We start from the raw sequence: 22,392 nt of genomic DNA, 5'->3' as shown, positions 1-22,392 counted from the left end.
TCGCGCCCATGCGATGCGAGCCTTATTTTCTGATCTCTGCTGATTTCTAGTGATAGCGGCTGAGCGTTTTCCCTGAAGATTCCCTGCGCATGTACAGAATTTCCGAATCCATCTTGCTGCTCACCATCGTTCTCGCGCCCTTCATAGGCAGCGTGATCGCCGCATGCATGCCGGCCACCGCCCGCAATCGTGAATCTGTACTGGCCGGTGGCATCGCTCTATTCGGCTTGCTGGTCTCCGCGTATCTGTATCAGCAAGTCGGCGCTGGCGAAGTCGTGCGTTATCAAGCCGCATGGATGCCGGCGTTCGGCGTGGAATTCATGTTGCGCATGGATGGTCTGGCGTGGCTGTTCGTCATGCTGGTGCTGGGCGTGGGCTTGCTGGTCGTGCTGTATGCGCGCTATTACATGTCGCCGGAAGATCCGGTGCCGCGCTTCTTCTCTTTCCTGCTGGCGTTCATGGGGTCGATGCTGGGCGTTGTATTGTCCGGCAATCTGATTCAGCTCGTGGTGTTCTGGGAGTTGACCAGCATCACGTCATTTTTGCTGATCGGCTACTGGCATCACCGCATCGATGCACGGCGCGGTGCCCGCATGGCGTTCACCGTGACCGGTGCCGGCGGCCTGTGCCTACTGTGCGGTGTATTGATCATCGGTCACATCGTCGGCAGCTACGATCTCGATACCGTGCTGGAGGCCGGCGACCTGATACGCGCTCATGATTTATACCTGCCGGTGCTGATACTGGTGGCGCTGGGCGCACTGACGAAGAGCGCACAGTTCCCGTTTCATTTCTGGCTGCCGCACGCGATGGCGGCGCCGACCCCGGTATCGGCGTATCTGCACTCAGCGACGATGGTCAAAGCCGGGGTATTTTTGCTGATGCGATTCTGGCCCGCCTTGTCGGGCACTGAAGAATGGATGTGGATCATCGCCGGCGCCGGCGTCTGCACTTTATTACTCGGCTCTTTGTTCGCGATCTTTCAGCACGATCTGAAAGGCTTGCTGGCCTATTCCACCATCAGTCATCTTGGACTGATCACGGTTTTACTGGGCATCGGCTCACCACTCGGCATGGTGGCAGCGATTTTCCACACGGTGAATCATGCGATTTTCAAGGCGTCACTGTTCATGGCGGCTGGCATCATCGACCATGAAACCGGCACGCGCGATATGCGGGTTTTGCGCGGCTTGCGCCATGCCTTGCCGATTACCGCAACGCTGGCGATTGTTGCCAGCGCGGCGATGGCAGGCGTGCCTTTGCTGAATGGTTTTCTATCGAAAGAAATGTTCTTTGCCGAAACCGCACTGGTCGGCGGCAGTGACAACTGGTGGATGTCGTATGCCGCAGTTGCGATGGGTATTTTCAGCGTGACTTATTCCTTGCGTTTCATCAGCGTATTCTTTGGCAAGCTGTCGCAAGATTTGCCGAAAACGCCGCATGAACCACCGCGCTGGATGCGCTTCCCGGTTGACTGTCTGGTACTGCTTTGTTTGATCGTCGGGATTGCCCCGGGCATCAGCATCAAACCGTTTCTCGATAGCGCGGTGGTGTCTGTACTGGGCGCGCGCGCTCCAGTCTACGATCTGGCCATGTGGCACGGCTTCAACTTACCGCTGGTAATGAGCTTTGCTGCGCTCGCTGGTGGTGTGCTGCTGTATGTCATCTTGCGCAAATACTTTACGCTGCAGTCACGCGATCGCGTGCCGGTACTGCACCGCTTGAGTGGCGCGCAAGCCTACGAAAGCACGATGTTGCGCGTGTCGGCTGGCGCAGCCTTGCTGGTGAAAGTGCTGGGCACGCGCCGCCTGCAACCGCAATTATTCCTGATCATCGCCGCGATGATTGCAGTGCCGCTTTTGCTCGTGAGACCCTTGCCGAAATTAGGCGATATCTCGTTTTCCAGCGTTGATCCTTTGTTTGCGCTGATGTGGTTGATCGGTTGTGCCTGCGCGATTGCTACCGCATGGCAGGCAAAATATCACCGCCTTGCCGCACTGATCCTGATCAGCGGCACGGGCGCAGTGGTCAGCATGACCTTCCTGTGGCTATCGGCACCGGATCTGGCATTGACGCAATTGATGGTGGAAACCGTCACCACCGTGCTGATCCTGCTCGGCTTGCGCTGGCTGCCACGGCGCCTGGTGCCGCGCGAATTGAATATGCAGATCCCGCGCACAGTCTGGTTGCGCCGTTCCCGCGATATGGCGCTGGCGATCATAGGCGGTCTCAGCATCGCCGCCGTCAGTTACATCGTGCTCACGCATCCGCAACCGGCGAGCATAGGCGACTTCTTCCTGCTGCGCGCCATGTCGGAAGGTGGCGGCAGCAATGTGGTCAATGTACTGTTGGTCGATTTCCGCGGCTTCGACACAATGGGAGAAATCACCGTACTGGCGATCGTCGCACTGACCGTCTATGCCCTGTTGCGGCGCTTCCGTCCCACGCCGGAAAGCATGGCGCTGCCTGAACAGCAACTCAACAAGGTCGACCTCGCCGCCAAACAAACCCCGGCCGAACAGGTGGATAGCGGCTACCTGATGATTCCCGCTGTGTACCTGCGTTTTCTGCTGCCCTTCATGGGCATAATCGTCGTGTATTTTTTCATGCGTGGCCATAATCTGCCGGGCGGCGGCTTTGTCGCGGGCCTGATCTTCGCCGTTGCCATCATCGTGCAATACATGGTGGCAGGCACTACCTGGGTGGAATCGCACTTGCATCTGCGGCCGTTGCGCTGGCTGTCATTCGGGCTGGTCACTGCCTGCGCAACCGGCCTCGGCGCAGTCGTGCTTGGCTATCCTTTCCTGACCAGCCACACCGCCCATGTCAATTTGCCGCTGCTCGGCGAAATACATATCCCTAGTGCCTTCTTCTTCGATCTCGGTGTGTTCGTGGTCGTGGTCGGCGCCACCATGTTGATCCTGGTCGCGCTGGCGCATCAATCGATACGTAGCCGTCGTCCGCAAGCCGCTAGCGCGAACGACCCCGCTGCGGCAACCAACAAGCGAGGAATCATTTAATGGAAATTGTTATCTCGCTCGCAATCGGTGTGCTGTTCGGCTCGGGCATCTGGCTGTTGCTGCGTCCGCGCAGTTTTCAGGTCCTGACCGGCTTGATGCTGATGTCATATGCAGTCAATCTGTTTATCTTCATCATGGGCAGGCTTTGGGTGAACCGTCCGCCGCTGACGCTGGGCGCGGGCACGCCCGATCCGTCCCTGTTCAGCGACCCTCTGCCGCAAGCGCTGGTGTTGACAGCGATCGTGATCGGCTTTGCCACGACCGCCCTGTATCTGGTGGTGATGATAGGTTCGCGTGGCCTGACCGCCACCGATCACGTCGATGGTGAGGAGTCCGAGCAATGAAGCTGGATTGGATGCAACACCTGATCATTCTGCCTGTGCTGTTGCCGCTGCTGTGCGGCGCGTTACTGATCCTGATCAACGAAAAACGCCATCAGTTCAAGTTCTTCGTCAATCTGTCGTCAGTGCTGTTGCAGCTCGCCGTTGCCGTCGCACTCGTTTATCTGACCGATAGCGGCCACTGGACGGAAGGCATGGGCGTCTACCTGGCGGCAAACTGGTCGGCACCGTTCGGCATCGCCCTGGTTGCAGATCGACTGGCGTCGCTGATGTTATTACTGACTGCCATATTGGCCATGGCCGCATTGCTGTTCTCGATGCTGCGCTGGAGCCGCATCGGCGTCCACTTCCACACACTGTTCCAGTTCCTGCTGATGGGAATTAACGGCGCCTTCCTGACGCATGATCTGTTCAATCTGTTCGTGTTCTTTGAAGTCATGCTGGCAGCGTCGTATGGCCTGGTACTGCATGGCTACAACACCAACCGCATACGCGCCGGCATGCAATACATCGCCGTCAATCTGGCTGCCTCGCTCTTGTTCCTGATCGGCGTCGCCTTGATTTACGCCAGCGCCGGCACGATGAACATGGCCGATCTGGCGGTGCGCCTGGTCGACATAGACACCACCGACCTGATCTTGTTGAAGATAGGCGTGGCCGTGCTGGCAATCGCCTTCCTCGTCAAGAGTGCGATGTGGCCGCTCGGCTTCTGGCTGCCCACAACTTATGCGGCAGCCTCACCGCCGGTGGCCGCGATGCTGGTATTGATGACCAAGGTCGGCGCTTACGTGATTCTGCGTCTATGGCTGCTGGCTTTCTCTTCAGATGCCAGCGCGGCCGCAGGTTTCGGCTTTGAAGCATTGTTATGGGGCGGCATGGCGACCATCGTGTTCGGTGCTGCCGGCATGCTGGCGAGTCAGACGGCGGGGCGCATGGCGGGCTACGGCGCGATCGTTTCGTCCGGCACGCTCCTGTCCGTAATCGGTTATGGACAGGCATCGCTGGTCACCGCGGGCTTGTACTATCTGATCGGCTCGACACTGGCGATGGCAGCCTTCGTATTGTTGATTGAATTGGTAGAGCGCATACGTTCGCCCGGTGCCGCCATGTTGGCGCTGACGATGGAAGCATTCGCGATTGAAGAAGCGCCGGAAGAAACGGCCGGCGTCGGCATCCCCGGCGCACTGGCTTTTCTTGGTCTGGCGTTTGCCGGTTGTGCATTGATCATCACGGGCCTGCCGCCCTTGTCCGGCTTTGTCGCGAAATTCGGTTTGTTCCATGCGCTGCTCAATCCAGAGTCGCCTGATGCTGTGATCGATTCGCGTACCTGGGTCTTGATGGCACTGATCGTGCTGTCCGGCCTGGCCGCCATCATTTCCATGCTGCGTTTCGGCGTAAGGACATTCTGGGCTGCCGGCGCGATCGCCGCGCCGCGCCTGCATGTTTCGGAAGTCGCCCCTATCAGCCTGCTGCTGCTCGTGTGTGTCGCGTTGACGGTGCAGGCCGGCCCCGCCTACGATTATCTGGCGCGCACCAGTAAAGACCTGCATCAGCCGACGCAATATATACACAAGGTGCTGGACGCGCCCGTCGTGCCTGGCACGCGCAACGAAGGAGTTGCACCATGAAACGATGGCTGCCCACACCCGTGATGTCGATTGTGCTCTTCCTGTTCTGGCTTTTGCTCAACGAAAGTGTGGAACCCGCACATCTGCTGTTAGGAGCCATCGTTGCTGTGGTCTTGCCGCATCTGACGCGTCCGCTTCAGCCCATGCTCTATCCGCACATGGCAAACCCTTTCAAGCTGTTTCGCCTGCTGGGGATGGCTTTGGTGGAAATCGTGCGCTCCTGCTTCAATGTCAGCTGGGTGATTTTGTTTGCATCCAAGAGCAAGTTGAATTCGCAGTTCATCAAGATTCCGCTCACGATGCGCAATCCCTATGGACTCGCTGTACTGTCGTGCCTGATCAATTCAACACCCGGCACCGTGTGGGTGGAAATCCTGCCGGACAACCATGAACTGGCGCTGCATGTATTCGATCTGCATGACGAGCAATGGTGGATAGATACCATCAAGACGCGATACGAACAGCCCTTGATTGAAATCTTTGAACAGGAGAAGACAGCATGACGACGCTGCTGGAATGGTCGATCGGCTTCGCCTTCATCTGCATCTTGCTGGCGATGCTGTTTTGCACGATACGTTTATTGATAGGCCCGACCGCACATGATCGCGTGCTCGCACTCGACACCTTGTGGATGTGCGCAATGCTGCTGGCGTTGATGATGGGCATCACCTTCGGCAGCCTGATTTATTTCGAAGCTGCGATGCTGATTGCACTGCTCGGTTTTGTTTCCACTATTGCGCTCACCAAGTTCCTGATGCGCGGGGAGATTATTGAATGAAGACTTTTGACAGCCTGCCGGCCTGGGCCGCTTTGCCGGTCTCGCTGCTGCTGATACTCGGTGGCGCCATCATCCTGATAGGCGCACTGGGCTTGATGCGCCTGCCCACTTTTTATCAACGCATACACGGTCCCGCGATCACGGTCACTTTGGGCGCAGGCTGCATACTGCTTGCGTCCATGCTGTACTTTAGCGTGCTGCAATCACGGCTGGTCATCCATGAAATCATCATCACGATTTTCCTGCTGCTGACTGCACCTGTCGTCGCCATGCTGATTATGCGGGCGGCGGTTTATCGGGATTTACGCCTCGGCAAGCGCGTGACGGGCGCCGACGCTGACGAGGTGTATCAATTCTCCAAGAAGGATTGAATTTCTTCCTCTGCATTTTTAAATGCGGGGTGCTTGCGTTGAAGCCAGCCGCTTGAGTCACCTCGCTAGTGACAGCGGCAACGCCAGCCGGCCCCACGCTTTCAGCCATGCCGATGGCGCCGCACGGCAGCGTTGAGCTAGCCACTAAAAGCGTATTCAAATCAGCAACAATTCAGCGGGTGCACTGGTAGAATCCACCTACCACCACTCTCGGTCCATGCTGACTTCCATGCAAAAATCCCTACAGCAGCTGCCGCACCAATTACGTCAACTTTCAGGCAAACCGGCGGTCAGGCGGACCGCAATTGGGCTGGTGATTTTCATCGTTTTTATCGGCTTGTTCGGCTACTTTGCGCTGCCCGGCATCATCAAGTCACAGGCAGAAAAACTGATTTCCGAGAAGCTCAACCGACAAACCACCATAGGCCAGGTAGAAGTCAGCCCGTACGCGATGCGCGTCACCCTGCGCGATGTCAAGATGATGGAACCCGAAGGCGATGTGAAATTTGCCGGCTTCGAAGCGCTGACCGTCAATGTCTCGTACAAATCGCTGTTCCGCTTCGCGCCGGTGGTCGAACAATTGCAACTGAGCGCGCCCTATGTGCACCTGGTGCGCAAGGATGCGACACGCTACAACATCGACGACATCATCGCGCTGATCAACAGCCAGCCGCCATCGCCAGAGCCTGCACGCTTTTCCGTCTTCAATATCCAGATCGACAAGGGCCATATCGAATTCGACGATAGACCGGCTAATACCGTACATCAGGTGACAGATTTAAAACTGGGCGTCCCCTTCATTTCATCGCTGCATTCGCAAATCGACATCTTCGTTGAACCGCTGCTGAGCGCGAACGTCAATGACACACCCCTGCTGATCAAGGGCAAAACTCTGCCCTTCGCCGACCCGGTCCAGGCCGTCGTCGATCTAAACCTGGACAATCTCGACCTCACCACCTATTTGAAATACATACCCGGCACGCCGCACTTCAAGGTCCCCAGCGCGCGCCTCGATATGCATTTGATCGCGAATTTCCAGCAACCCAAAAATCAGGCACCGGCGCTATTGCTGAGCGGCGACATCAAGCTGAAGTCGCTGCAACTGAATGATGCGGCCAATAAATCCATCATCAAACTGCCGGAGCTGACGGTCACGCTAAAAGATGCGCAGCTATTGAGCAAGCGCATCGAAGTCGCCAAGCTCGCAATCAACGGCATCGAAGCGGATATCACCCGCAATCCAAATCAACAATTCAATTTTGAAAACCTGCTGACGCCGCCGAGTGCAGGGACAGCGAATACCAAAAAAGGCACAACGCCTGTAGCAGCGCAGGCATTTGCAGCACCTGCAGCAAGCACTACTGCAGCACCCGCTGCAGGCAAAGCAGAACCCGCAAAACCCGAAGCCGCGCTCAGCTTTGCGCTGGCTGAACTCTCTATTCAAAATGCAGCCCTGCGTTTTACCGATATGCAGGCAGCCCATCCGATGCAAGCCAAGGCAGAAAAGTTTGACCTGGCCGTCCACAAAATAAATGTCGATACCGGCAGCAAGCTCGTCAGCGTCGACGAAGTGGTATCGAACAAGGCCACGTTCTTTTTGCAGCAAGACAAGTCACGGACGGATGCCGGCAAAGCCGCCAGCGTGGCGCGCAGCGACAAAGCCAAGGGCGAGGCTGCGAGCGCACCCTACACCATCGATGTCAAAAAGATCGGCATCGACAACTGGTCCGCAAGACTGGAAGACCGCAGCCTGAAACGTCCGGCCATCACCACCATAGAGCCGTTGAAGTTGTCCATGCAAAACGTATCGACCAAGGCGGGCGCGCGTGGCAAGCTCGACTTGCAGGCGGCAGTCAACAAAACCGGCAAGGTCGCCATCAGCGGCGATCTCGGCATGGCTCCTCTGCACACCAATCTGGCACTGGATTTGCAGAGTGTGGACATCATGCAAGTGCAGCCCTACATCACCGATCAAATCAATATCTTGCTGACGCGGGCCGACATTTCCGGCAAGGGCACACTGCAAATCGATCAAGGAAAAAATGGCGAATTGCTGGGCGGCTTCAAGGGCGATGTCACGCTGGGCAATCTGGGCACCGTGGACAAACTCAGCACCAATGAATTCCTGCGCTGGAAGTCGCTGTACTTTGGCGGCATGGATGTACGCCTCGCACCGTTCGCGCTCAGCATCGATCAGGTTGCCCTCAGCGACTTCTTTGCCCGCATCATTCTCGATGCAAATGGACGCATCAATTTGCAGGATGTCAAAGTTGCCGATACCGGCGGCGTACAAAAAAGCGTGACACAGGCAGAGCCGACTACTGCACCTGCCGCAGCCCCCGCAAAAGAAAAGGTTGCAGTACTGCCGCCTGCAAAACCCGCGAGCGACATCCCGCCCATCAAGATCAAGAAGCTGACGCTGCAGGGCGGCCATGTGCGCTTCACCGACAACTTCATCAAGCCGAACTACACTGCCAACCTGATGAAATTTGGCGGCGTCGTCAGCGGCCTGTCATCCGATGCGAACTCCAGCGCCAACGTCAATTTGAAAGGACAAGTCAACAGCGCGCCGCTAGAGATTGACGGCAAGATCAATCCGCTCAAGGGCGATCTGGAGATGGATATCAAGGCGGCAGTGCGTGGCATGGAACTGGCGCCGCTCTCGCCTTATTCAGGTCGCTACATCGGCTACGGCATAGAGAAAGGCAAGCTCTCGTTCGAAGTCGCCTACCGGGTCGAGAACCGCGTACTGACTGCGCAGAACCGCCTGATCCTGGAGCAATTAACGCTAGGCGACAAAATTGAAAGTCCCACCGCGACCAACCTGCCGGTGAATTTTGCGCTGTCGCTATTACGTGACAGGAACGGCGTCATCGACATCAATCTGCCCATAGGCGGTTCGCTGGACGATCCGCAGTTTTCAGTCGGCGGCCTGATCGTCAAGGTCATCGTCAACGTCATCACCAAAGCAGTTACAGCACCGTTCACCTTGCTGGGTTCGCTCTTCGGCGGCGGCGAAGAATTATCGATACTCGAATTTGATCCGGGCCGTGCGCGCATCACCGACGCTGGCGCCGCCAAGCTGACCAGCATGTCCAAACTATTGCTGGATCGCCCCGCCCTGAAACTGGAAATCACCGGCCGCACCGATCCTGAAGCAGATCGCGAAGGCTTGAAGAAAGCATCGATAGACCGCAAGGTCCGCGCATTGAAATTGAAAGACATGGTAGGCCGCGGCGAGTCCGCTGAAGCAAACAGCATCACCGTTACGCCGCAAGAATATCCAGCCTTGCTGAAACGTGTTTATAAAGACGCCGACTTCAAGAAGCCGCGCAATTTGGTCGGCCTGCAAAAAGACGTGCCGGTTGAAGAAATGGAAAATCTCTTAAGCACCAACGCCACCGTCAGCGACGACGACCTGAATTCACTCGCCAATCGCCGCGCACAAGCTGTGAAAGATTGGCTGACCGGCGAAGGCAAAGTGCCGGATACACGAATTTTCATACTGGGATCGAAGTCGGGTAATCAAGGTGCTAAAGATGATGCGGCAAAAGCGAAGGCGAATCGGGTTGATTTTTCTTTGAAATGACAGTGGTGCGACTGCCCGCTTCACATTACTCTTGTTTTAAAAAATAACCTGCGGAGGTTCGTAGGGAAGTAAAGCCGGATGATAAGGAAACCTACATGCATCTATTATTTTATCTATATAAAACAAGTTGACCATTGCCATGACAAACCCACTGCAATCATTGGTGATCGACTATTGGTATAAAGCCGTGGTTGTCGCCAGCATTGTTTTTCTTCTAGTGGCCTTGACTGTTGACCTCAAGGGCGTCGATAACAAGACCGTCATTCTCATTAGTTTGGGAGCATTCTTCATTGGTCTAGGTGAGTGGATAAATCATCCGCTTCAAACAAGGATTGCTCCAGGGATGAAAATTACTAGCTATAACCGTAGTGCATCTCTCCGTGGAAGCCTATTTGATCTTTTAGGTTTCTCTATTGTGTGTATCGGCGCTTATCCCCTCTTGTACTGATATACCCTCGTCGGCAACAAGAGATGTTATGCCAGCGCGTCGTCTCCGCACCCTTTGCTTCCAATGTTAGTCAATAAGAGATGAGCCATGCACAGTTTTGAGCGAGGATTTTTGTCGGAGCCATTCGATGAGGTGAGACACCAAGTTCGTCTCAACCATAAGTCATGGCATGCGCTTCTTCACGAAGTAAACATCATAGCTGTGGAGCTACAACATCAAATCACAATCTATTCTGAAGAGCCCAGGGAATTGTTTGGGGCTGTGTTGTTCGCGCGGATTCTGTCTTCCTCGCAAGCTGCAGTGATACTGCTTGAACATGGCCTTGTTGCTCAAGCTAATTGTGTTCTGCGCAGTGCACTCGAAGCATTGTTTTCGTTGGGCGCGATCGCTACCAAACCGGAACTTGTAGATCGCCTCATTGAAGCCCATAAAGCAGAACAACGACGGGCAGCAAAAAACATCACGCTGTGGCAGCATCCTGATCTGAAGACTATTGCCGCAGAACAGCAGGATAGCGGTAAGCTGGAAGAGTTCTTGAATGATGAATCAAAGTCAATTTCAACTTTTGAGCTTGCGGAGGCTGGCGGATACGAAGACTGGTATCGCAGCTTATACATGACGCTGAGTTGGTCCGCCCATGGAGCGGCAATCGATCTAGAGCGCCACATGGTAAAGGACGCCGACAACTTTCTTATCGAAATGCAGAACGAGCCAGACACACAAAATCAAGAGGTAGCATGGCTTGTAGCCATAGAAATCCAGATCAAGGCAGTCTTTGAGTTGGCGGAGATATTCCCCTCCGTCGACAAACTCGTTTTCGAACAATACGAATCTAGGTTGCACGCTCTTGCTAAGGTGCTTACTGACTAACCCTTAGATCAAGAGGACTGCGGAACCGAAGTGGCATGCTTCTTCAGCAGCCTTTGCGCTGCCGCCCCTCACATCCAACGTCAGCACGCTAGCTTCTTACCATTTCACCCCGCTCATTTCAATTGCATCATAGGTTTGAGCCGGCATTGACAAGGCGAGTCGAACTAGTCGCTCTTCCGCTGTGACGCTGCCGTTTGTGCGGAGCAGAAAATGGATAAAGAAGTGAACGTTGTCTGAGCCGCAGGCGAGTTTCGTTCGCTTCCCATTTTTTGATTTGTACAAACGGGAACCCGAAGGGCAGCGGCTTGCGGTCGCCTTTTTTGGGTTACCTTTTTTGGCGAAGCAAAAAAGGTAACTAGCCGCCGGGCTACCCCCGGCAACTGAGGCTCATCGAAGAAAACGCATCCGTAGTTACCATAAACGTAACAACAAGAAACATCCCTCAATAAACTGTATTTCGTCTCCCGAGTTTTCACCTCTGTCAAGACTGGCGCAATCGTCTGAATTGCGTATCATCTAGCGCTCGCTACACTCATTAATCAATATTCATGCTGCCTTCCATAGAACAACGTCTCGCCGTCGAACTCGCGGCCAAACCCGTACAAGTTGCTGCGGCAATCGCCTTGCTGGATGAAGGCGCGACCGTGCCTTTTATTTCCCGTTACCGCAAAGAAGCAACCGGCGGCCTGGATGACATCCAGCTGCGCTTGCTGGAAGAGCGCCTGCGCTATTTGCGCGAACTGGAAGACCGACGCGCAGCAGTCATCGCATCCATCGAAGAACAAAACAAGATGACGCCGGCCTTGTTCGACGCCATCACGCATGCTGAAGACAAAACGCGCTTGGAAGATTTGTATTTGCCGTACAAGCAAAAACGTCGCACCAAAGCACAGATCGCGGTCGAAGCCGGGCTGACAGAATTAGCCGATGCACTGCTGGCCGATCCAACGCTGAATCCGGAAGAAGAAGCGGCAAAATATCTGAAACCGGCATTCACAGTTGATGGCATAGACAATCCTGGTGTAGTCGATACCAAAGCCGCACTCGATGGTGCGCGGCAGATTTTGATGGAGCGCTTTGCTGAAGATGCAACGCTACTGCAAAGCTTGCGCGAATACCTGACTGAACACGGCATCGTCGAATCCAAAGTGGTCGAAGGCAAACAGGATGCCGGTGAAAAATTCGCCGATTATTTTGATTACTCGGAAACGATAGGCACCATTCCTTCGCATCGCGCACTCGCCCTGTTCCGCGGTCGTCGCGAAGAAATGTTGAACGTGAATCTGCGTCTCGACACCGAAGAAGAAAAACCAAAATGGGATGCGCCGCACAATCCATGCGAAGGCCGCATTGCAGCGCGCTTCGGCATCAGTAATAAAAATCGTGCTGCCGATAAATGGCTGGCTGATACCGTGCGCTGGACCTGGCGCGTCAAGACTTTCATGCATCTGGAAACCGAGTTGATGACCAACTTGCGTGAGAAAGCAGAAGTCGAAGCGATCCATGTTTTTGCATTGAATCTAAAAGCACTTTTATTGGCCGCACCAGCCGGCCCACGCGCAACCATGGGCCTAGATCCAGGCTTGCGTACCGGTGTCAAGGTTGCGGTAGTCGATGCGACCGGCAAAGTGGTCGATACCGCGACGGTGTATCCGCATCAACCGCGCAATGATTGGGAAGGCACTTTGCACACGCTGTCGCAATTGGCAGAGAAACACAAAGTCGCATTGATCTCTATCGGCAACGGCACCGCCTCGCGTGAGACCGACAAGCTGGCGCAAGACTTGATCAAGCTGCGTCCTGAATTGAAGCTGACTAAGATCGTTGTGTCGGAAGCTGGCGCATCGGTGTATTCCGCATCGGAATTTGCCTCGCGCGAATTGCCGGATATGGATGTCTCGATACGCGGTGCCGTATCCATCGCGCGTCGCTTGCAAGATCCCTTGGCAGAATTGGTGAAGATCGACCCTAAATCAATCGGCGTCGGCCAGTATCAACATGACGTCGGCCAAACCCAGTTGGCGCGTTCGCTGGACGCCGTCGTTGAGGATTGCGTGAATGCCGTCGGCGTGGACGTCAATACTGCATCCGCACCGTTGCTGGCGCGCGTATCGGGCTTGAACAATAGCGTGGCGCAAAGCATCGTCAGTTATCGCGACATGAAGGGCATGTTTGCCTCGCGAGCAGATTTGCGCGCAGTGCCGCGCCTGGGCGACAAGACCTTTGAGCAAGCTGCAGGCTTCTTGCGCGTGATGGTCAGCGACAATCCGCTAGACGCGTCTGCCGTGCATCCTGAATCGTATCCGCTGGTTGAAAAAATTCTGACCGACATCAAGCGCGATGTAAAAAGCATCATTGGTGATGAAAAGACATTGAAGTCCTTGAATCCGGCCAAATATGCGGATGAGAAGTTTGGCGTGCCGACGATTACCGATATTTTGAAAGAGCTGGAAAAACCAGGTCGCGATCCGCGTCCAGAGTTCACCACAGCGACTTTCAAGGATGGCGTGGAAGAGATACGCGATTTACGTCCTGACATGATTCTGGAAGGCGTGGTGACTAACGTTGCTGCCTTTGGCGCCTTCGTCGATATTGGCGTGCATCAGGATGGACTGGTTCATATTTCCGCGCTGTCGAACACTTTTGTCAAAGATCCTCACACGGTAGTCAAAGCGGGTCAGGTGGTGAAAGTCAAAGTTCTGGAAGTGGACGAGAAACGTAAACGTATCGCTTTGACAATGCGTTTATCCGATGCCGCACCAGTGGCTGGCAGCAAGCCTGAGCAACGCGCAGATCGAAATGACAGCAAGCGCCTGTCTCAGCATCAGAACCAACAAGGACGGCAGGCGGAGTCCGGTAGTAGCGCGATGGCAGCGGCTTTTGCCAAACTCAAGGGATAAGCAGCAGAAGCGCCCGGTTTTTCTTATAATGACGCATTAACTTACACAGCGAGGCAGTAATGAGCGACGACGTACAATCCTGGATCAAAGAAACCGTAACCCAAAATCCAGTCGTTTTATTCATGAAGGGCACAGCCCAATTTCCACAATGCGGCTTCTCAGGCAAAGCGATTGCATTGCTGAAAGAAAGCGGCGTAACTGATCTGATCACCGTCAATGTCTTGGACGATGCAGAAGTTCGCCAAGGCATCAAGGATTACTCCCAATGGCCTACCGTTCCTCAGTTGTATGTCAACGGTGAATTCATCGGCGGCTCCGACATCATGAACGAAATGTTCGCGTCGGGCGAACTGCAAACTTTGTTGAAAGCTTAATGTGACGGCGTCTGCTGACGCACTCTCATTAGCGCAGCCGCAAGCACCGCGCCGGTTGCGATTAATCATCGCGATCACCGGTGCTACCGGTGTTATCTATGGCGTGCGCCTGTTGCAAGTGCTGCGCGATCATGCAGATGTGGAAACGCATCTGCTGATTTCTGAAGCGGGCCTGCTGAACCTCCATCAAGAACTAGACATGAAGCGCAAGGATGTCGAAGTGCTGGCAGATGTTGTGCATAACGTGCGCAACGTAGGCGCATCGATCGCCAGCGGCTCTTTCCAATCAGATGGCATGATCATCGCGCCCTGCTCGATGAAAACGCTAGCCGCTGTTGCTCACGGCTTGTCCGACAATCTGCTCACGCGCGCCGCCGATGTGGTTTTAAAAGAGCGTCGCCGTCTGGTCTTGATGGTGCGTGAAACCCCATTCAATCTGGCGCATCTGCGCAATATGACTGCTGTTACCGAAATGGGCGGCATCATATTTCCACCTCTCCCCGGTTTTTATCACCGCCCTGCATCGATAGCAGAAATGGTCGATCACACGGTTGGCCGCGTACTCGATTTATTCGAGATACAGCACGCATTGACGCCGCGCTGGTCGGGTATGAAATCCGAATAAATTTAACTGTCGCCTGCGGGCAAGTTTCAGCACTTCTATCTTTTGCGCATCAAGCGTCGTTGCTTATCTGCATTGCCGGCTTTACATCCCTGCATCCTTATCTTTGTTTCTCTGTAACCTTTTCCCCTGCACGACGAAATAACTGGTGTAAGCGAATCCACAGATGCTCGTGGAACGTATATACCCATACGAGCGCGAATTTTTCGCCAGCTTTATCCAGGAGACACGATGATCAAAGATAGACCTAGCATCAGCACAACTGACAAGCCCAATGACGAAAGCAGCTCGCGCCGCACTTTATTGAAAGGTGGCATCGCGGCTTTGTTCAGCGGCATCTTTTCACGCGAGGTTGTTGCCGCAAATGCGACAAAAGAATCTGCCACCAAGACTAGCGATGTATCGATAGAAATTTTTTCAGCAGCTGGCAAGAGTGAAAAAGTTGTGACGATCCCAAAAGTCATCAAGACCGATGAGCAATGGAGCAAGCAGCTGTCGGTGCAAGCGTTCAAGGTCGCGCGCAGAGACGGCACTGAACGGGCATTCAGCGGCGAGTATGCGAAGAGTCATGGTGACGGCTTGTATCGCTGCATTTGCTGCGCTAACGCTTTGTTCGATTCAAAAACCAAGTTTGAATCCGGCACTGGCTGGCCTAGCTTCTGGCAGCCGATCTCAGCATTAAATGTGAGCAAGAGTTCAGATCGAAGCTTCGGCATGCAACGCGATGAAATTTCCTGCGCACTGTGTGACGCGCATCTGGGACATGTTTTTAATGATGGCCCAAAACCTACCGGTCTACGTTACTGCATGAATTCCGTGTCACTGAATTTTGTACCGCGCGGATAAGCTGCCTACCGATTTTCTTGCAATGAATGTTCAGGAGTATTCAATGAATGCACGCAATAGCAAAGTCATTACCAAAGTCACTTTCCTATCCCTGCTCACACTGGGCGGTTTTGTTTCCCCTATTATCCAGGCGGCCGAAGCTCCCGTAATCATCGCCGCGCCTGCGCTGGATAATCAGAAAGCCAAGGGCGCATTGCAAACCGCCATTTTCGCAGGGGGATGCTTTTGGGGCGTGGAAGGTGTGTTTGAACATGTGCGCGGTGTACGCAATGTGATGTCAGGCTATGCGGGCGGCACCAAGGATGACGCCACCTATAATTTAGTCAGTCGCGGACGTACCGGCCATGCCGAGGCCGTGCAGGTCACCTACGACCCGGCAGAAGTATCGTATGGAGAACTCCTCCAAATATTCTTCTCTGTTGCACACGATCCTACGCAACTGAATCGTCAGGGCCCGGATACCGGGCCGCAGTATCGTTCTGCAGTTTTTTATGGCGACGAGACGCAAAAGAAATTGACGGAAACCTATGTGGCGCAATTGGATCAGGCGCGCGCATTCAAGCGCAAGATCGTTACGCAGGTAGTACCGCTCACGCAGTTTTATCCAGCGGAAGCCTATCACCAGAATTTTCTGCAGCGGAATCCGCGCCATCCCTACATCGTCTATAACGATCTGCCGAAAATCAGCAACCTGAAACGCATTTTTCCTGCGGCCTACATAGATGAGCCTGTGGCCTTGAACAAGGCAACACCCGCCAGATAAGTCATCGGGAACAGGCAAGAAAAAACCCTCTGTAACTGACGTTACAGAGGGTTTTTATTTGGTGCCGACTGCCGGTTTCGAACTGGCCACCTGATGATTACAAATCAACTGCTCTACCAAATGAGCTAAGTCGGCTAAACTTTTCGCAGCGCGTATTTTACGCTATTTAATACGAGTAAGTGTAGGTCTTCCACCTTTTTTTGGTGGATCCGGCACATCATTCGCATCATCGCCCGTATTTATCTCGCTTGGCTTCTGTGCCATAGGCACCGAAGTCAATGAGGGACCTGATGAAGACTGCGCCGGTTGACCGGAAATATCCTCTGGCTGCTCGTCCGCAGCCTGCGCCGCATCCGACTTGCTGCCTGCTTCAAATGCCATGCCCTGCCCGTTTTCACGCGCGTAGATGGCAACGACATTATCGACAGGAACCGAAATGTCGCGCGAGACACCGCCAAAACGCGCGCTGAAGCGTATCAAATCGTTTTCCATCTTCAAGCCACTGGTCGCGCTAAAACTGATGTTGAGCACGATCTCGCCATTCTTGACGAATTCCATGGGTACCCGCGTACTCGCGTCGACTACTGCAGCCAGATACGGGGTATAGCCGTTGTCAGTGCACCATTCGTAAATGGCACGCAACAGGTAAGGTTTGGTAGAAGTTTCAGACATGATGCCTATCGATGCAACGCATGTAAAAAGTGTGCCATGAAATCAAAACAATGTCGTTGAATGAAACACAAGATGAACCATCCGTTTTCACTCAACGATTTTGATGCATGACGCAAATTTTAACGACGCATGACCTTTTCAGAAGGGGTCAGCGCTTCGATGTAGGCAGGACGCGAGAAGATGCGCTCTGCGTATTTCATCAAAGGTGCAGCGGTTTTCGACAATTCGATACCGTAATGATCCAGACGCCACAGCAATGGAGCGATCGCGACATCCAGCATCGAGAACTCATCGCCCAGCATGTATTTGTTCTTCAGGAACAAGGGAGCCAGCGTGGTCAGGCGATCGCGGATTTCATTGCGTGCTTTTTCCTGCGCTTTTTCACCGCTGCGACCTTTGTCGTTTTCCAATACATGGACGTGGATGAACAATTCTTTTTCGAAATTGAACAACATCAGGCGCGCACGTGCGCGCATCAATGGGTCAGCCGGCATCAATTGTGGATGCGGAAAACGCTCATCAATGTATTCATTGATGATATTCGATTCATACAGGATCAAATCGCGCTCGACCAGAATCGGCACTTGGCCGTATGGGTTCATGGTCGAGATATCTTCTGGCTTGTTAAACAGATCCACATCGCGTACTTCAAAGTCCATGCCTTTTTCAAACAGGACCAGACGGCAGCGTTGGGAAAATGGGCAAGTCGTGCCCGAATAGAGAACCATCATTTTTATAGTTCCTTAGAAACAAAGGGGTGAGACGCAGGCGGCTCACCCCAAAACAAATGCCCGCAGGTTACGGGCAAAAAATTACTTGATATCTTTCCAGTAGGAAGCGTTCAAGCGCCAGGTGATTACGATAAACACACCCAGGAACATCAATACCCAAGCGCCCAGGCGTTTGCGGGTATTTTGTGCAGGCTCGGCCATCCAGGTCATGAAAGACACCAGATCAGCCACTGATTTATCGTATTCAAGTGCAGTCAGCTTGCCAGGTGTAACTTGCTCGAAACCGGCAAATTTATGGATCACCTTGCTTGCATCATGCGGATCTTTTTCATCCACGAACTTGGCTTCGCGTATGCCTTGCAGCTCCCACAACACGTGCGGCATCGCCACACTCGGGAAAGTAAGGTTATTCCAGCCAGTCGCGCGCGTATCGTCCTTGTAGTAGGTACGCAGATAAGTGTAGAGCCAGTCCGGTCCCGAACCTGCGCTGGATGCTTTTGCACGAGCGATCACCGACAAATCCGGTGGTGCTGCGCCAAACCATTCCTTCGCATCTTTCGGAGTCATCGCAATGGTCATCATGCTGCCGACCTTGTCTGACGTGAACAGCAGATTGTTCTTGATTTGCTCTTCAGACAGGCCAATGTCTTGCAGCTTGTTGTAACGCAAAGCCGATGCCGAATGGCAGCTCAAGCAGTAGTTTACAAAAAGGCGGGCGCCATTCTGCAAAGCAGCCAGATCCTTGGTATGGTCAGGTGCTTTGTCCAGTGGAAATCCGCCTTCCGCAGCCAATGCCAAGCCTGGCAAAAGTAGCAGTGTCGCAATCAGTTTTTTCATCATGTTCATGATTCTTTTATTCCTTTGCGGCTTAGTGCGGATGGAAAACAACACGATCCGGCACAGGCTTGAATGTTCCCATCGCACTCCACCACGGCATCAGCAAGAAAAAACCGAAGTAGATGAAGGTCCCGATCTGCGAAACTGCAGTACCGATCGGGGTAGGAGCTTGCACGCCAAGATAACCGAGGACGACGAACATAATGCCGAAAACGATATAAATGTATTTGTGCCAGCTTGGACGATAGCGTATCGATTTAACCGGCGACACATCAAACCATGGCAAACCGAACATGATCATCACGGATACGCCCATCAGCACTACGCCCCAGAATTTCGCATCCAGAACAAACATCAGTGCAACGACAACCAGACCACCAACTGCGGCGGCAGCTTTGAACTTGGTCGCCAGGCGGGTTTTCAGAATGATCAGTGCGACGTAAGCGGCTACACCTGCGGCCAGCCACACCATGAAGTCTGAAGTTACCGCACGCAGAATCGAATAGAACGGCGTGAAGTACCAGACAGGCGCAATATGTGGCGGCGTTTTAAGCGGATCCGCTGGCACAAAGTTGTTGTACTCGAGGAAGTAGCCACCCATTTCCGGCGCGAAGAAAACCACACTGGTGAACACGAACAGGAAAATCGATACGATGAAAATATCGTGTACCGAATAGTAAGGATGGAAAGGAATGCCGTCGAGCGGGACACCTTTTTCGTCCAGTTTTTCCTTGATCTCAACACCATCCGGATTGTTCGAACCTACTTCGTGCAAAGCAACGATGTGGGCAACAACCAGACCGATCAATACCAATGGAATCGCGATCACGTGGAACGCAAAGAAACGATTCAATGTGGCATCCGACACCACATAATCGCCGCGGATCCACAAGGACAGATCAGGGCCGATGAAAGGGATGGCACCGAACAAGTTGACAATAACTTGCGCGCCCCAGTACGACATTTGCCCCCAAGGCAGCAGGTAGCCAAAGAATGCTTCAGCCATCAGGCACAGGAAAATGCCGACGCCAAACAGCCAGACCAGTTCGCGCGGTTTGCGATACGAGCCGTACAACAGGCCGCGCAGCATGTGTATATAGACCACCACGAAAAACGCCGAAGCACCAGTCGAATGCATGTAGCGCACCAACCAACCCCAAGGCACATCGCGCATGATGTACTCAACCGAAGCGAAAGCCAGAGCGGCGTCCGGTTTGTAATGCATGACGAGGAAAATACCGGTCACGATCTGGATCACCAGCACTAACAGCGCCAGCGAACCAAAGACGTAAAGGAAGTTGAAATTTTTTGGTGCGTAGTACTCGGACAGATGCGCTTTATAAGTCGACGACAGCGGGAAACGTGCGTCGACCCAGTTCAATGCCTTGTCCGCGATAGGCGCATCGGCAGGAAGTTGTTTTTCGTGGAAAGCCATGATTATGCCTCGCCTTTCTCGTCTTTACCGATGACCAGTTTGGAGTCGCCCACAAACATGTGACGCGGCACTTCGAGATTATCTGGCGCAGGCTTGTTTTTGAATACACGACCTGCCAGATCGAAGGTTGAACCGTGGCATGGGCACAAGAAACCGCCGTGCCAGTCATCCGGCAACGATGGTTGCGCGCCAGTCTGGAAGCGGGTTACAGGCGAGCAGCCCAGATGGGTACAAATACCGACGGCAACCAGAATTTCCGGTTTGATAGAACGGTATTCATTGCGTGCATACTCAGGAGTCAATTCATCCGGCTTGCGTTCCGAGTTTGGATCCGCCACTTCACCGTCGACCTGCTTGATACCGGCCAGCATTTCGGGTGAACGTTTCAGTATCCAGACCGGCTTACCGCGCCACTCCACCGTTTTCATCTCGCCAGGCATCAAACTGGCGATATCCACCTCTACAGGTGCACCAGCAGCTTTCGCACGTTCCGAAGGCTGAAATGTAGATACTAAAACGCCTGTTGCAGCCAACCCTGCCACACCGCCTGCCGCGCACGTAGCGACGAGCAAGCCACGTCGACCGGAGTCGACCTGCTTTTCGTTACTCATACCAACCCCAATCGTCAAAATGCGAAATCTGTACGAAACTTCTAGCAACCTTTGATTATATCGAAGGCAACGTCCGTTTTGAAGAGAATCGATGTCTCAAAGCCAATTTTGCTCAGCTTTTCTAATAATTCTGTTGTTCTATTTACTTATTTGCGACGCATTATCCATCGGATTTGCTTGAAATAGCGGAAATTTAATTTGACCTTTAACTCCTCCAAATCTAGCATACGCTAGCGCATTGCACTTTTATAAACACGTCAACGGAGAATTGCCATGGGCATGATGCAGGAATTTAAAGCTTTTGCAATAAAAGGAAATGTAGTTGATCTGGCCGTTGCCGTCATTATCGGCGGGGCTTTCGGCAAGATAGTTGATTCCGCGGTCAAGGATATCATCATGCCCATCGTAGGCAAGATTTTTGGCGGACTGGATTTCGCAAACTATTACTTACCATTGAATAATCAGGATCCCAGCCTGCCCTTGGTGGAAGCGCAAAAATTGGGCGCTGTTTTCGCATACGGGAACTTCATCACGATTTTGATCAACTTCCTGATTCTTGCATTCATCATTTTTCAAATGGTGCGCATCCTGAGTAAATTGAAACGAAATGAACCGCCTGTAGAAGCGCCAGCAACACCGGAAGATATCGTACTGCTGCGCGAAATTCGCGATTCACTGAAAACAAAATAAAAAAGCCGCCAAATCTGGCGGCTTTTTTTATTTGTATAAACACAAAAATACGGGATGGTACCAACAGGTCGCATCAGCGCCTGGACTTGAGTTGATCCATCTGCAGCAGGCCGCGACGATTTGCCTCATACACTGCTTCGCCGCGTGAATGCACGGACAATTTGTCATAAATATTCTTGATGTGCGTTTGTACGGTACCAACTGACAAAGTCAATTCTCGGGCCACTTCACCGTAGCTATCGCCACGCGCGATCAGATCGAGAATAGCCGCCTCGCGCTTGGTCAAAAACACCTGCGCACCGGTTTCGCGGTCCGCTTGCTCAGGCAAAGTATCGTTCTCTTTTTTGTCGTCGCGCATGCGCGCCAACAACTTGCGGGCAATTGTCGGACTGATCGGCGAGCCGCCGGTATGCAACTCCAGCAAAGAACGACCAATATCAATCGGTCCGGCATCTTTTAATATATAGCCGGAGGCACCGGCCTCTATGCTATCGACCACGCTATCTTGGTCACTTGATGTTGTGATGACCATGATGTTGCAATCAGGGTAACGTTGCGCGCAGAAACGGATGATATCTATCCCCGATCCATCCGGCAAACCCAAGTCAACCAGCAAAACATCGACCGGCTGAAGCAGCAGCCAGCTCAATGCGGCCTTCACGCTATCGAGCGCATCCAGTAGCTTGAACGCAGGCTCTTTCTCTATGCCCAGACATAAGGTGCGTCGCGTTAGTGCGTCGTCTTCGACCAGCAAAACAGTAATGGGTTTGGCAGGTGTATCCGTTATAGGTTGCGACATGATTGATCGATATCCCTGTCTCTGGCACGCATACGTTGCGCGCTCTGTCTATTTTTGAATTGCTAGT

Annotated in this window: 21 protein-coding genes and 1 tRNA gene; 15 read left to right on the top strand and 7 right to left on the bottom strand. The window is 53.4% G+C overall.

From position 1 onward, the window contains the following. Positions 1-89 precede the first annotated feature (89 nt). From ACFQO0_RS08510 to msrA, 14 genes are all read left to right on the top strand, one after another. Positions 90-3,020 carry a monovalent cation/H+ antiporter subunit A gene (locus ACFQO0_RS08510; RefSeq protein ID WP_382233633.1) on the top strand — a complete coding sequence of 977 codons (2,931 nt, stop codon included), beginning with the start codon at positions 90-92 and terminating at the stop codon, positions 3,018-3,020. Further along, positions 3,020-3,364, top strand: a complete 345-nt coding sequence (locus ACFQO0_RS08505; protein ID WP_382233631.1) for a Na+/H+ antiporter subunit C — start codon at positions 3,020-3,022, stop codon at positions 3,362-3,364. The genes ACFQO0_RS08510 and ACFQO0_RS08505 overlap by 1 nt, the downstream gene beginning before the upstream one ends. Further along, positions 3,361-4,989, top strand: a complete 1,629-nt coding sequence (locus tag ACFQO0_RS08500; RefSeq protein ID WP_382233629.1) for a monovalent cation/H+ antiporter subunit D — start codon at positions 3,361-3,363, stop codon at positions 4,987-4,989. The genes ACFQO0_RS08505 and ACFQO0_RS08500 overlap by 4 nt, the downstream gene beginning before the upstream one ends. Then, on the top strand, positions 4,986-5,492 hold the full coding sequence (locus ACFQO0_RS08495; RefSeq protein WP_382233627.1) for a Na+/H+ antiporter subunit E: 507 nt from the start codon (positions 4,986-4,988) through the stop codon (positions 5,490-5,492). Before ACFQO0_RS08500 ends, ACFQO0_RS08495 begins: the two co-directional genes overlap by 4 nt. Then, the gene (locus ACFQO0_RS08490) at positions 5,489-5,767 is read left to right on the top strand and encodes a K+/H+ antiporter subunit F (protein WP_382233625.1); all 279 of its coding nucleotides are present in this window, start codon (positions 5,489-5,491) and stop codon (positions 5,765-5,767) included. Before ACFQO0_RS08495 ends, ACFQO0_RS08490 begins: the two co-directional genes overlap by 4 nt. Further along, positions 5,764-6,138, top strand: a complete 375-nt coding sequence (gene mnhG / locus ACFQO0_RS08485; protein WP_382233623.1) for a monovalent cation/H(+) antiporter subunit G — start codon at positions 5,764-5,766, stop codon at positions 6,136-6,138. Before ACFQO0_RS08490 ends, mnhG begins: the two co-directional genes overlap by 4 nt. Before the next feature lie 229 nt (positions 6,139-6,367). Further along, entirely contained in the window at positions 6,368-9,727 is a 3,360-nt protein-coding gene (locus ACFQO0_RS08480; protein ID WP_382233621.1) for a DUF748 domain-containing protein, read from the top strand. Positions 9,728-9,866: 139 nt separating this feature from the next. Then, the gene (locus ACFQO0_RS08475) at positions 9,867-10,175 is read left to right on the top strand and encodes a hypothetical protein (protein WP_382233619.1); all 309 of its coding nucleotides are present in this window, start codon (positions 9,867-9,869) and stop codon (positions 10,173-10,175) included. Between the two features lie 87 nt (positions 10,176-10,262). Continuing rightward, positions 10,263-11,045 (top strand): DUF5677 domain-containing protein, encoded by a 783-nt coding sequence (locus tag ACFQO0_RS08470; RefSeq protein ID WP_382233617.1) that lies wholly within the window; start codon positions 10,263-10,265, stop codon positions 11,043-11,045. A 548-nt stretch (positions 11,046-11,593) separates the two neighbouring features. After that, positions 11,594-13,945 carry a Tex family protein gene (locus ACFQO0_RS08465; protein WP_382233615.1) on the top strand — a complete coding sequence of 784 codons (2,352 nt, stop codon included), beginning with the start codon at positions 11,594-11,596 and terminating at the stop codon, positions 13,943-13,945. Positions 13,946-14,004: 59 nt separating this feature from the next. Beyond that, positions 14,005-14,319 (top strand): Grx4 family monothiol glutaredoxin, encoded by a 315-nt coding sequence (gene grxD / locus ACFQO0_RS08460; protein WP_382233613.1) that lies wholly within the window; start codon positions 14,005-14,007, stop codon positions 14,317-14,319. Position 14,320: 1 nt separating this feature from the next. Then, a complete protein-coding gene (locus ACFQO0_RS08455) occupies positions 14,321-14,944 on the top strand; it encodes a UbiX family flavin prenyltransferase (RefSeq protein ID WP_382233611.1) in 624 nt (207 codons plus the stop codon). Between the two features lie 228 nt (positions 14,945-15,172). Then, positions 15,173-15,787 carry a peptide-methionine (R)-S-oxide reductase MsrB gene (msrB, locus tag ACFQO0_RS08450; RefSeq protein WP_382233609.1) on the top strand — a complete coding sequence of 205 codons (615 nt, stop codon included), beginning with the start codon at positions 15,173-15,175 and terminating at the stop codon, positions 15,785-15,787. 43 nt (positions 15,788-15,830) lie between these two features. Next, positions 15,831-16,550 carry a peptide-methionine (S)-S-oxide reductase MsrA gene (msrA, locus tag ACFQO0_RS08445; protein ID WP_382233607.1) on the top strand — a complete coding sequence of 240 codons (720 nt, stop codon included), beginning with the start codon at positions 15,831-15,833 and terminating at the stop codon, positions 16,548-16,550. A gap of 59 nt (positions 16,551-16,609) precedes the next feature. Here the strand turns inward: msrA and ACFQO0_RS08440 are convergent. The 6 genes from ACFQO0_RS08440 to petA form a co-directional block, all read right to left on the bottom strand. Continuing rightward, positions 16,610-16,685: transfer RNA gene (locus tag ACFQO0_RS08440), tRNA-Thr, on the bottom strand. 27 nt (positions 16,686-16,712) lie between these two features. Beyond that, complete coding sequence (locus ACFQO0_RS08435; RefSeq protein WP_382233605.1) at positions 16,713-17,222, bottom strand: ClpXP protease specificity-enhancing factor; 510 nt, start codon at positions 17,220-17,222, stop codon at positions 16,713-16,715. Positions 17,223-17,341: 119 nt separating this feature from the next. Continuing rightward, the gene (locus tag ACFQO0_RS08430; RefSeq protein ID WP_011872413.1) at positions 17,342-17,953 is read right to left on the bottom strand and encodes a glutathione S-transferase N-terminal domain-containing protein; all 612 of its coding nucleotides are present in this window, start codon (positions 17,951-17,953) and stop codon (positions 17,342-17,344) included. 81 nt (positions 17,954-18,034) lie between these two features. Further along, positions 18,035-18,799, bottom strand: coding sequence for a cytochrome c1 (locus tag ACFQO0_RS08425; protein WP_382233602.1), 765 nt, complete (start codon positions 18,797-18,799; stop codon positions 18,035-18,037). 22 nt (positions 18,800-18,821) lie between these two features. Further along, a complete protein-coding gene (locus ACFQO0_RS08420) occupies positions 18,822-20,225 on the bottom strand; it encodes a cytochrome b (protein WP_382233600.1) in 1,404 nt (467 codons plus the stop codon). A gap of 2 nt (positions 20,226-20,227) precedes the next feature. Continuing rightward, positions 20,228-20,836: a ubiquinol-cytochrome c reductase iron-sulfur subunit gene (gene petA / locus ACFQO0_RS08415; RefSeq protein WP_382233598.1), complete on the bottom strand. Its 609-nt coding sequence runs from the start codon at positions 20,834-20,836 to the stop codon at positions 20,228-20,230. Between the two features lie 273 nt (positions 20,837-21,109). On the opposite strand from petA, the gene mscL reads away from it, so the two are divergent. Next, entirely contained in the window at positions 21,110-21,526 is a 417-nt protein-coding gene (gene mscL, locus ACFQO0_RS08410) for a large conductance mechanosensitive channel protein MscL (protein WP_382233596.1), read from the top strand. Between the two features lie 73 nt (positions 21,527-21,599). On the opposite strand, the gene ACFQO0_RS08405 is transcribed toward mscL, so the two are convergent. Continuing rightward, positions 21,600-22,325 carry a response regulator gene (locus ACFQO0_RS08405; protein WP_382233594.1) on the bottom strand — a complete coding sequence of 242 codons (726 nt, stop codon included), beginning with the start codon at positions 22,323-22,325 and terminating at the stop codon, positions 21,600-21,602. Between the last annotated feature and the right edge of the window lie 67 nt (positions 22,326-22,392).

Source organism: Herminiimonas aquatilis, assembly GCF_042665175.1.
Classification (GTDB): Bacteria; Pseudomonadota; Gammaproteobacteria; order Burkholderiales; family Burkholderiaceae_D; genus Oxalicibacterium; species Oxalicibacterium aquatilis.
This window is presented reverse-complemented; position numbering and strand designations above follow the sequence as displayed.

What these genes read in the sequence shown, in the direction of transcription:
- ACFQO0_RS08475 (WP_382233619.1), top strand. Translation starts at nt 9,867, where the DNA reads ATGACAAACCCACTGCAATCATTGGTGATCGACTATTGGTATAAAGCC.
- ACFQO0_RS08425 (WP_382233602.1), bottom strand. Translation starts at nt 18,799, where the DNA reads ATGAACATGATGAAAAAACTGATTGCGACACTGCTACTTTTGCCAGGC.
- mnhG (WP_382233623.1), top strand. Translation starts at nt 5,764, where the DNA reads ATGAAGACTTTTGACAGCCTGCCGGCCTGGGCCGCTTTGCCGGTCTCG.
- ACFQO0_RS08470 (WP_382233617.1), top strand. Translation starts at nt 10,263, where the DNA reads ATGCACAGTTTTGAGCGAGGATTTTTGTCGGAGCCATTCGATGAGGTG.
- ACFQO0_RS08505 (WP_382233631.1), top strand. Translation starts at nt 3,020, where the DNA reads ATGGAAATTGTTATCTCGCTCGCAATCGGTGTGCTGTTCGGCTCGGGC.
- petA (WP_382233598.1), bottom strand. Translation starts at nt 20,836, where the DNA reads ATGAGTAACGAAAAGCAGGTCGACTCCGGTCGACGTGGCTTGCTCGTC.
- ACFQO0_RS08435 (WP_382233605.1), bottom strand. Translation starts at nt 17,222, where the DNA reads ATGTCTGAAACTTCTACCAAACCTTACCTGTTGCGTGCCATTTACGAA.
- ACFQO0_RS08430 (WP_011872413.1), bottom strand. Translation starts at nt 17,953, where the DNA reads ATGATGGTTCTCTATTCGGGCACGACTTGCCCATTTTCCCAACGCTGC.
- ACFQO0_RS08480 (WP_382233621.1), top strand. Translation starts at nt 6,368, where the DNA reads ATGCAAAAATCCCTACAGCAGCTGCCGCACCAATTACGTCAACTTTCA.
- ACFQO0_RS08405 (WP_382233594.1), bottom strand. Translation starts at nt 22,325, where the DNA reads ATGTCGCAACCTATAACGGATACACCTGCCAAACCCATTACTGTTTTG.
- ACFQO0_RS08490 (WP_382233625.1), top strand. Translation starts at nt 5,489, where the DNA reads ATGACGACGCTGCTGGAATGGTCGATCGGCTTCGCCTTCATCTGCATC.
- ACFQO0_RS08510 (WP_382233633.1), top strand. Translation starts at nt 90, where the DNA reads ATGTACAGAATTTCCGAATCCATCTTGCTGCTCACCATCGTTCTCGCG.
- msrA (WP_382233607.1), top strand. Translation starts at nt 15,831, where the DNA reads ATGAATGCACGCAATAGCAAAGTCATTACCAAAGTCACTTTCCTATCC.
- grxD (WP_382233613.1), top strand. Translation starts at nt 14,005, where the DNA reads ATGAGCGACGACGTACAATCCTGGATCAAAGAAACCGTAACCCAAAAT.
- ACFQO0_RS08420 (WP_382233600.1), bottom strand. Translation starts at nt 20,225, where the DNA reads ATGGCTTTCCACGAAAAACAACTTCCTGCCGATGCGCCTATCGCGGAC.
- ACFQO0_RS08495 (WP_382233627.1), top strand. Translation starts at nt 4,986, where the DNA reads ATGAAACGATGGCTGCCCACACCCGTGATGTCGATTGTGCTCTTCCTG.
- ACFQO0_RS08465 (WP_382233615.1), top strand. Translation starts at nt 11,594, where the DNA reads ATGCTGCCTTCCATAGAACAACGTCTCGCCGTCGAACTCGCGGCCAAA.
- msrB (WP_382233609.1), top strand. Translation starts at nt 15,173, where the DNA reads ATGATCAAAGATAGACCTAGCATCAGCACAACTGACAAGCCCAATGAC.
- mscL (WP_382233596.1), top strand. Translation starts at nt 21,110, where the DNA reads ATGGGCATGATGCAGGAATTTAAAGCTTTTGCAATAAAAGGAAATGTA.
- ACFQO0_RS08500 (WP_382233629.1), top strand. Translation starts at nt 3,361, where the DNA reads ATGAAGCTGGATTGGATGCAACACCTGATCATTCTGCCTGTGCTGTTG.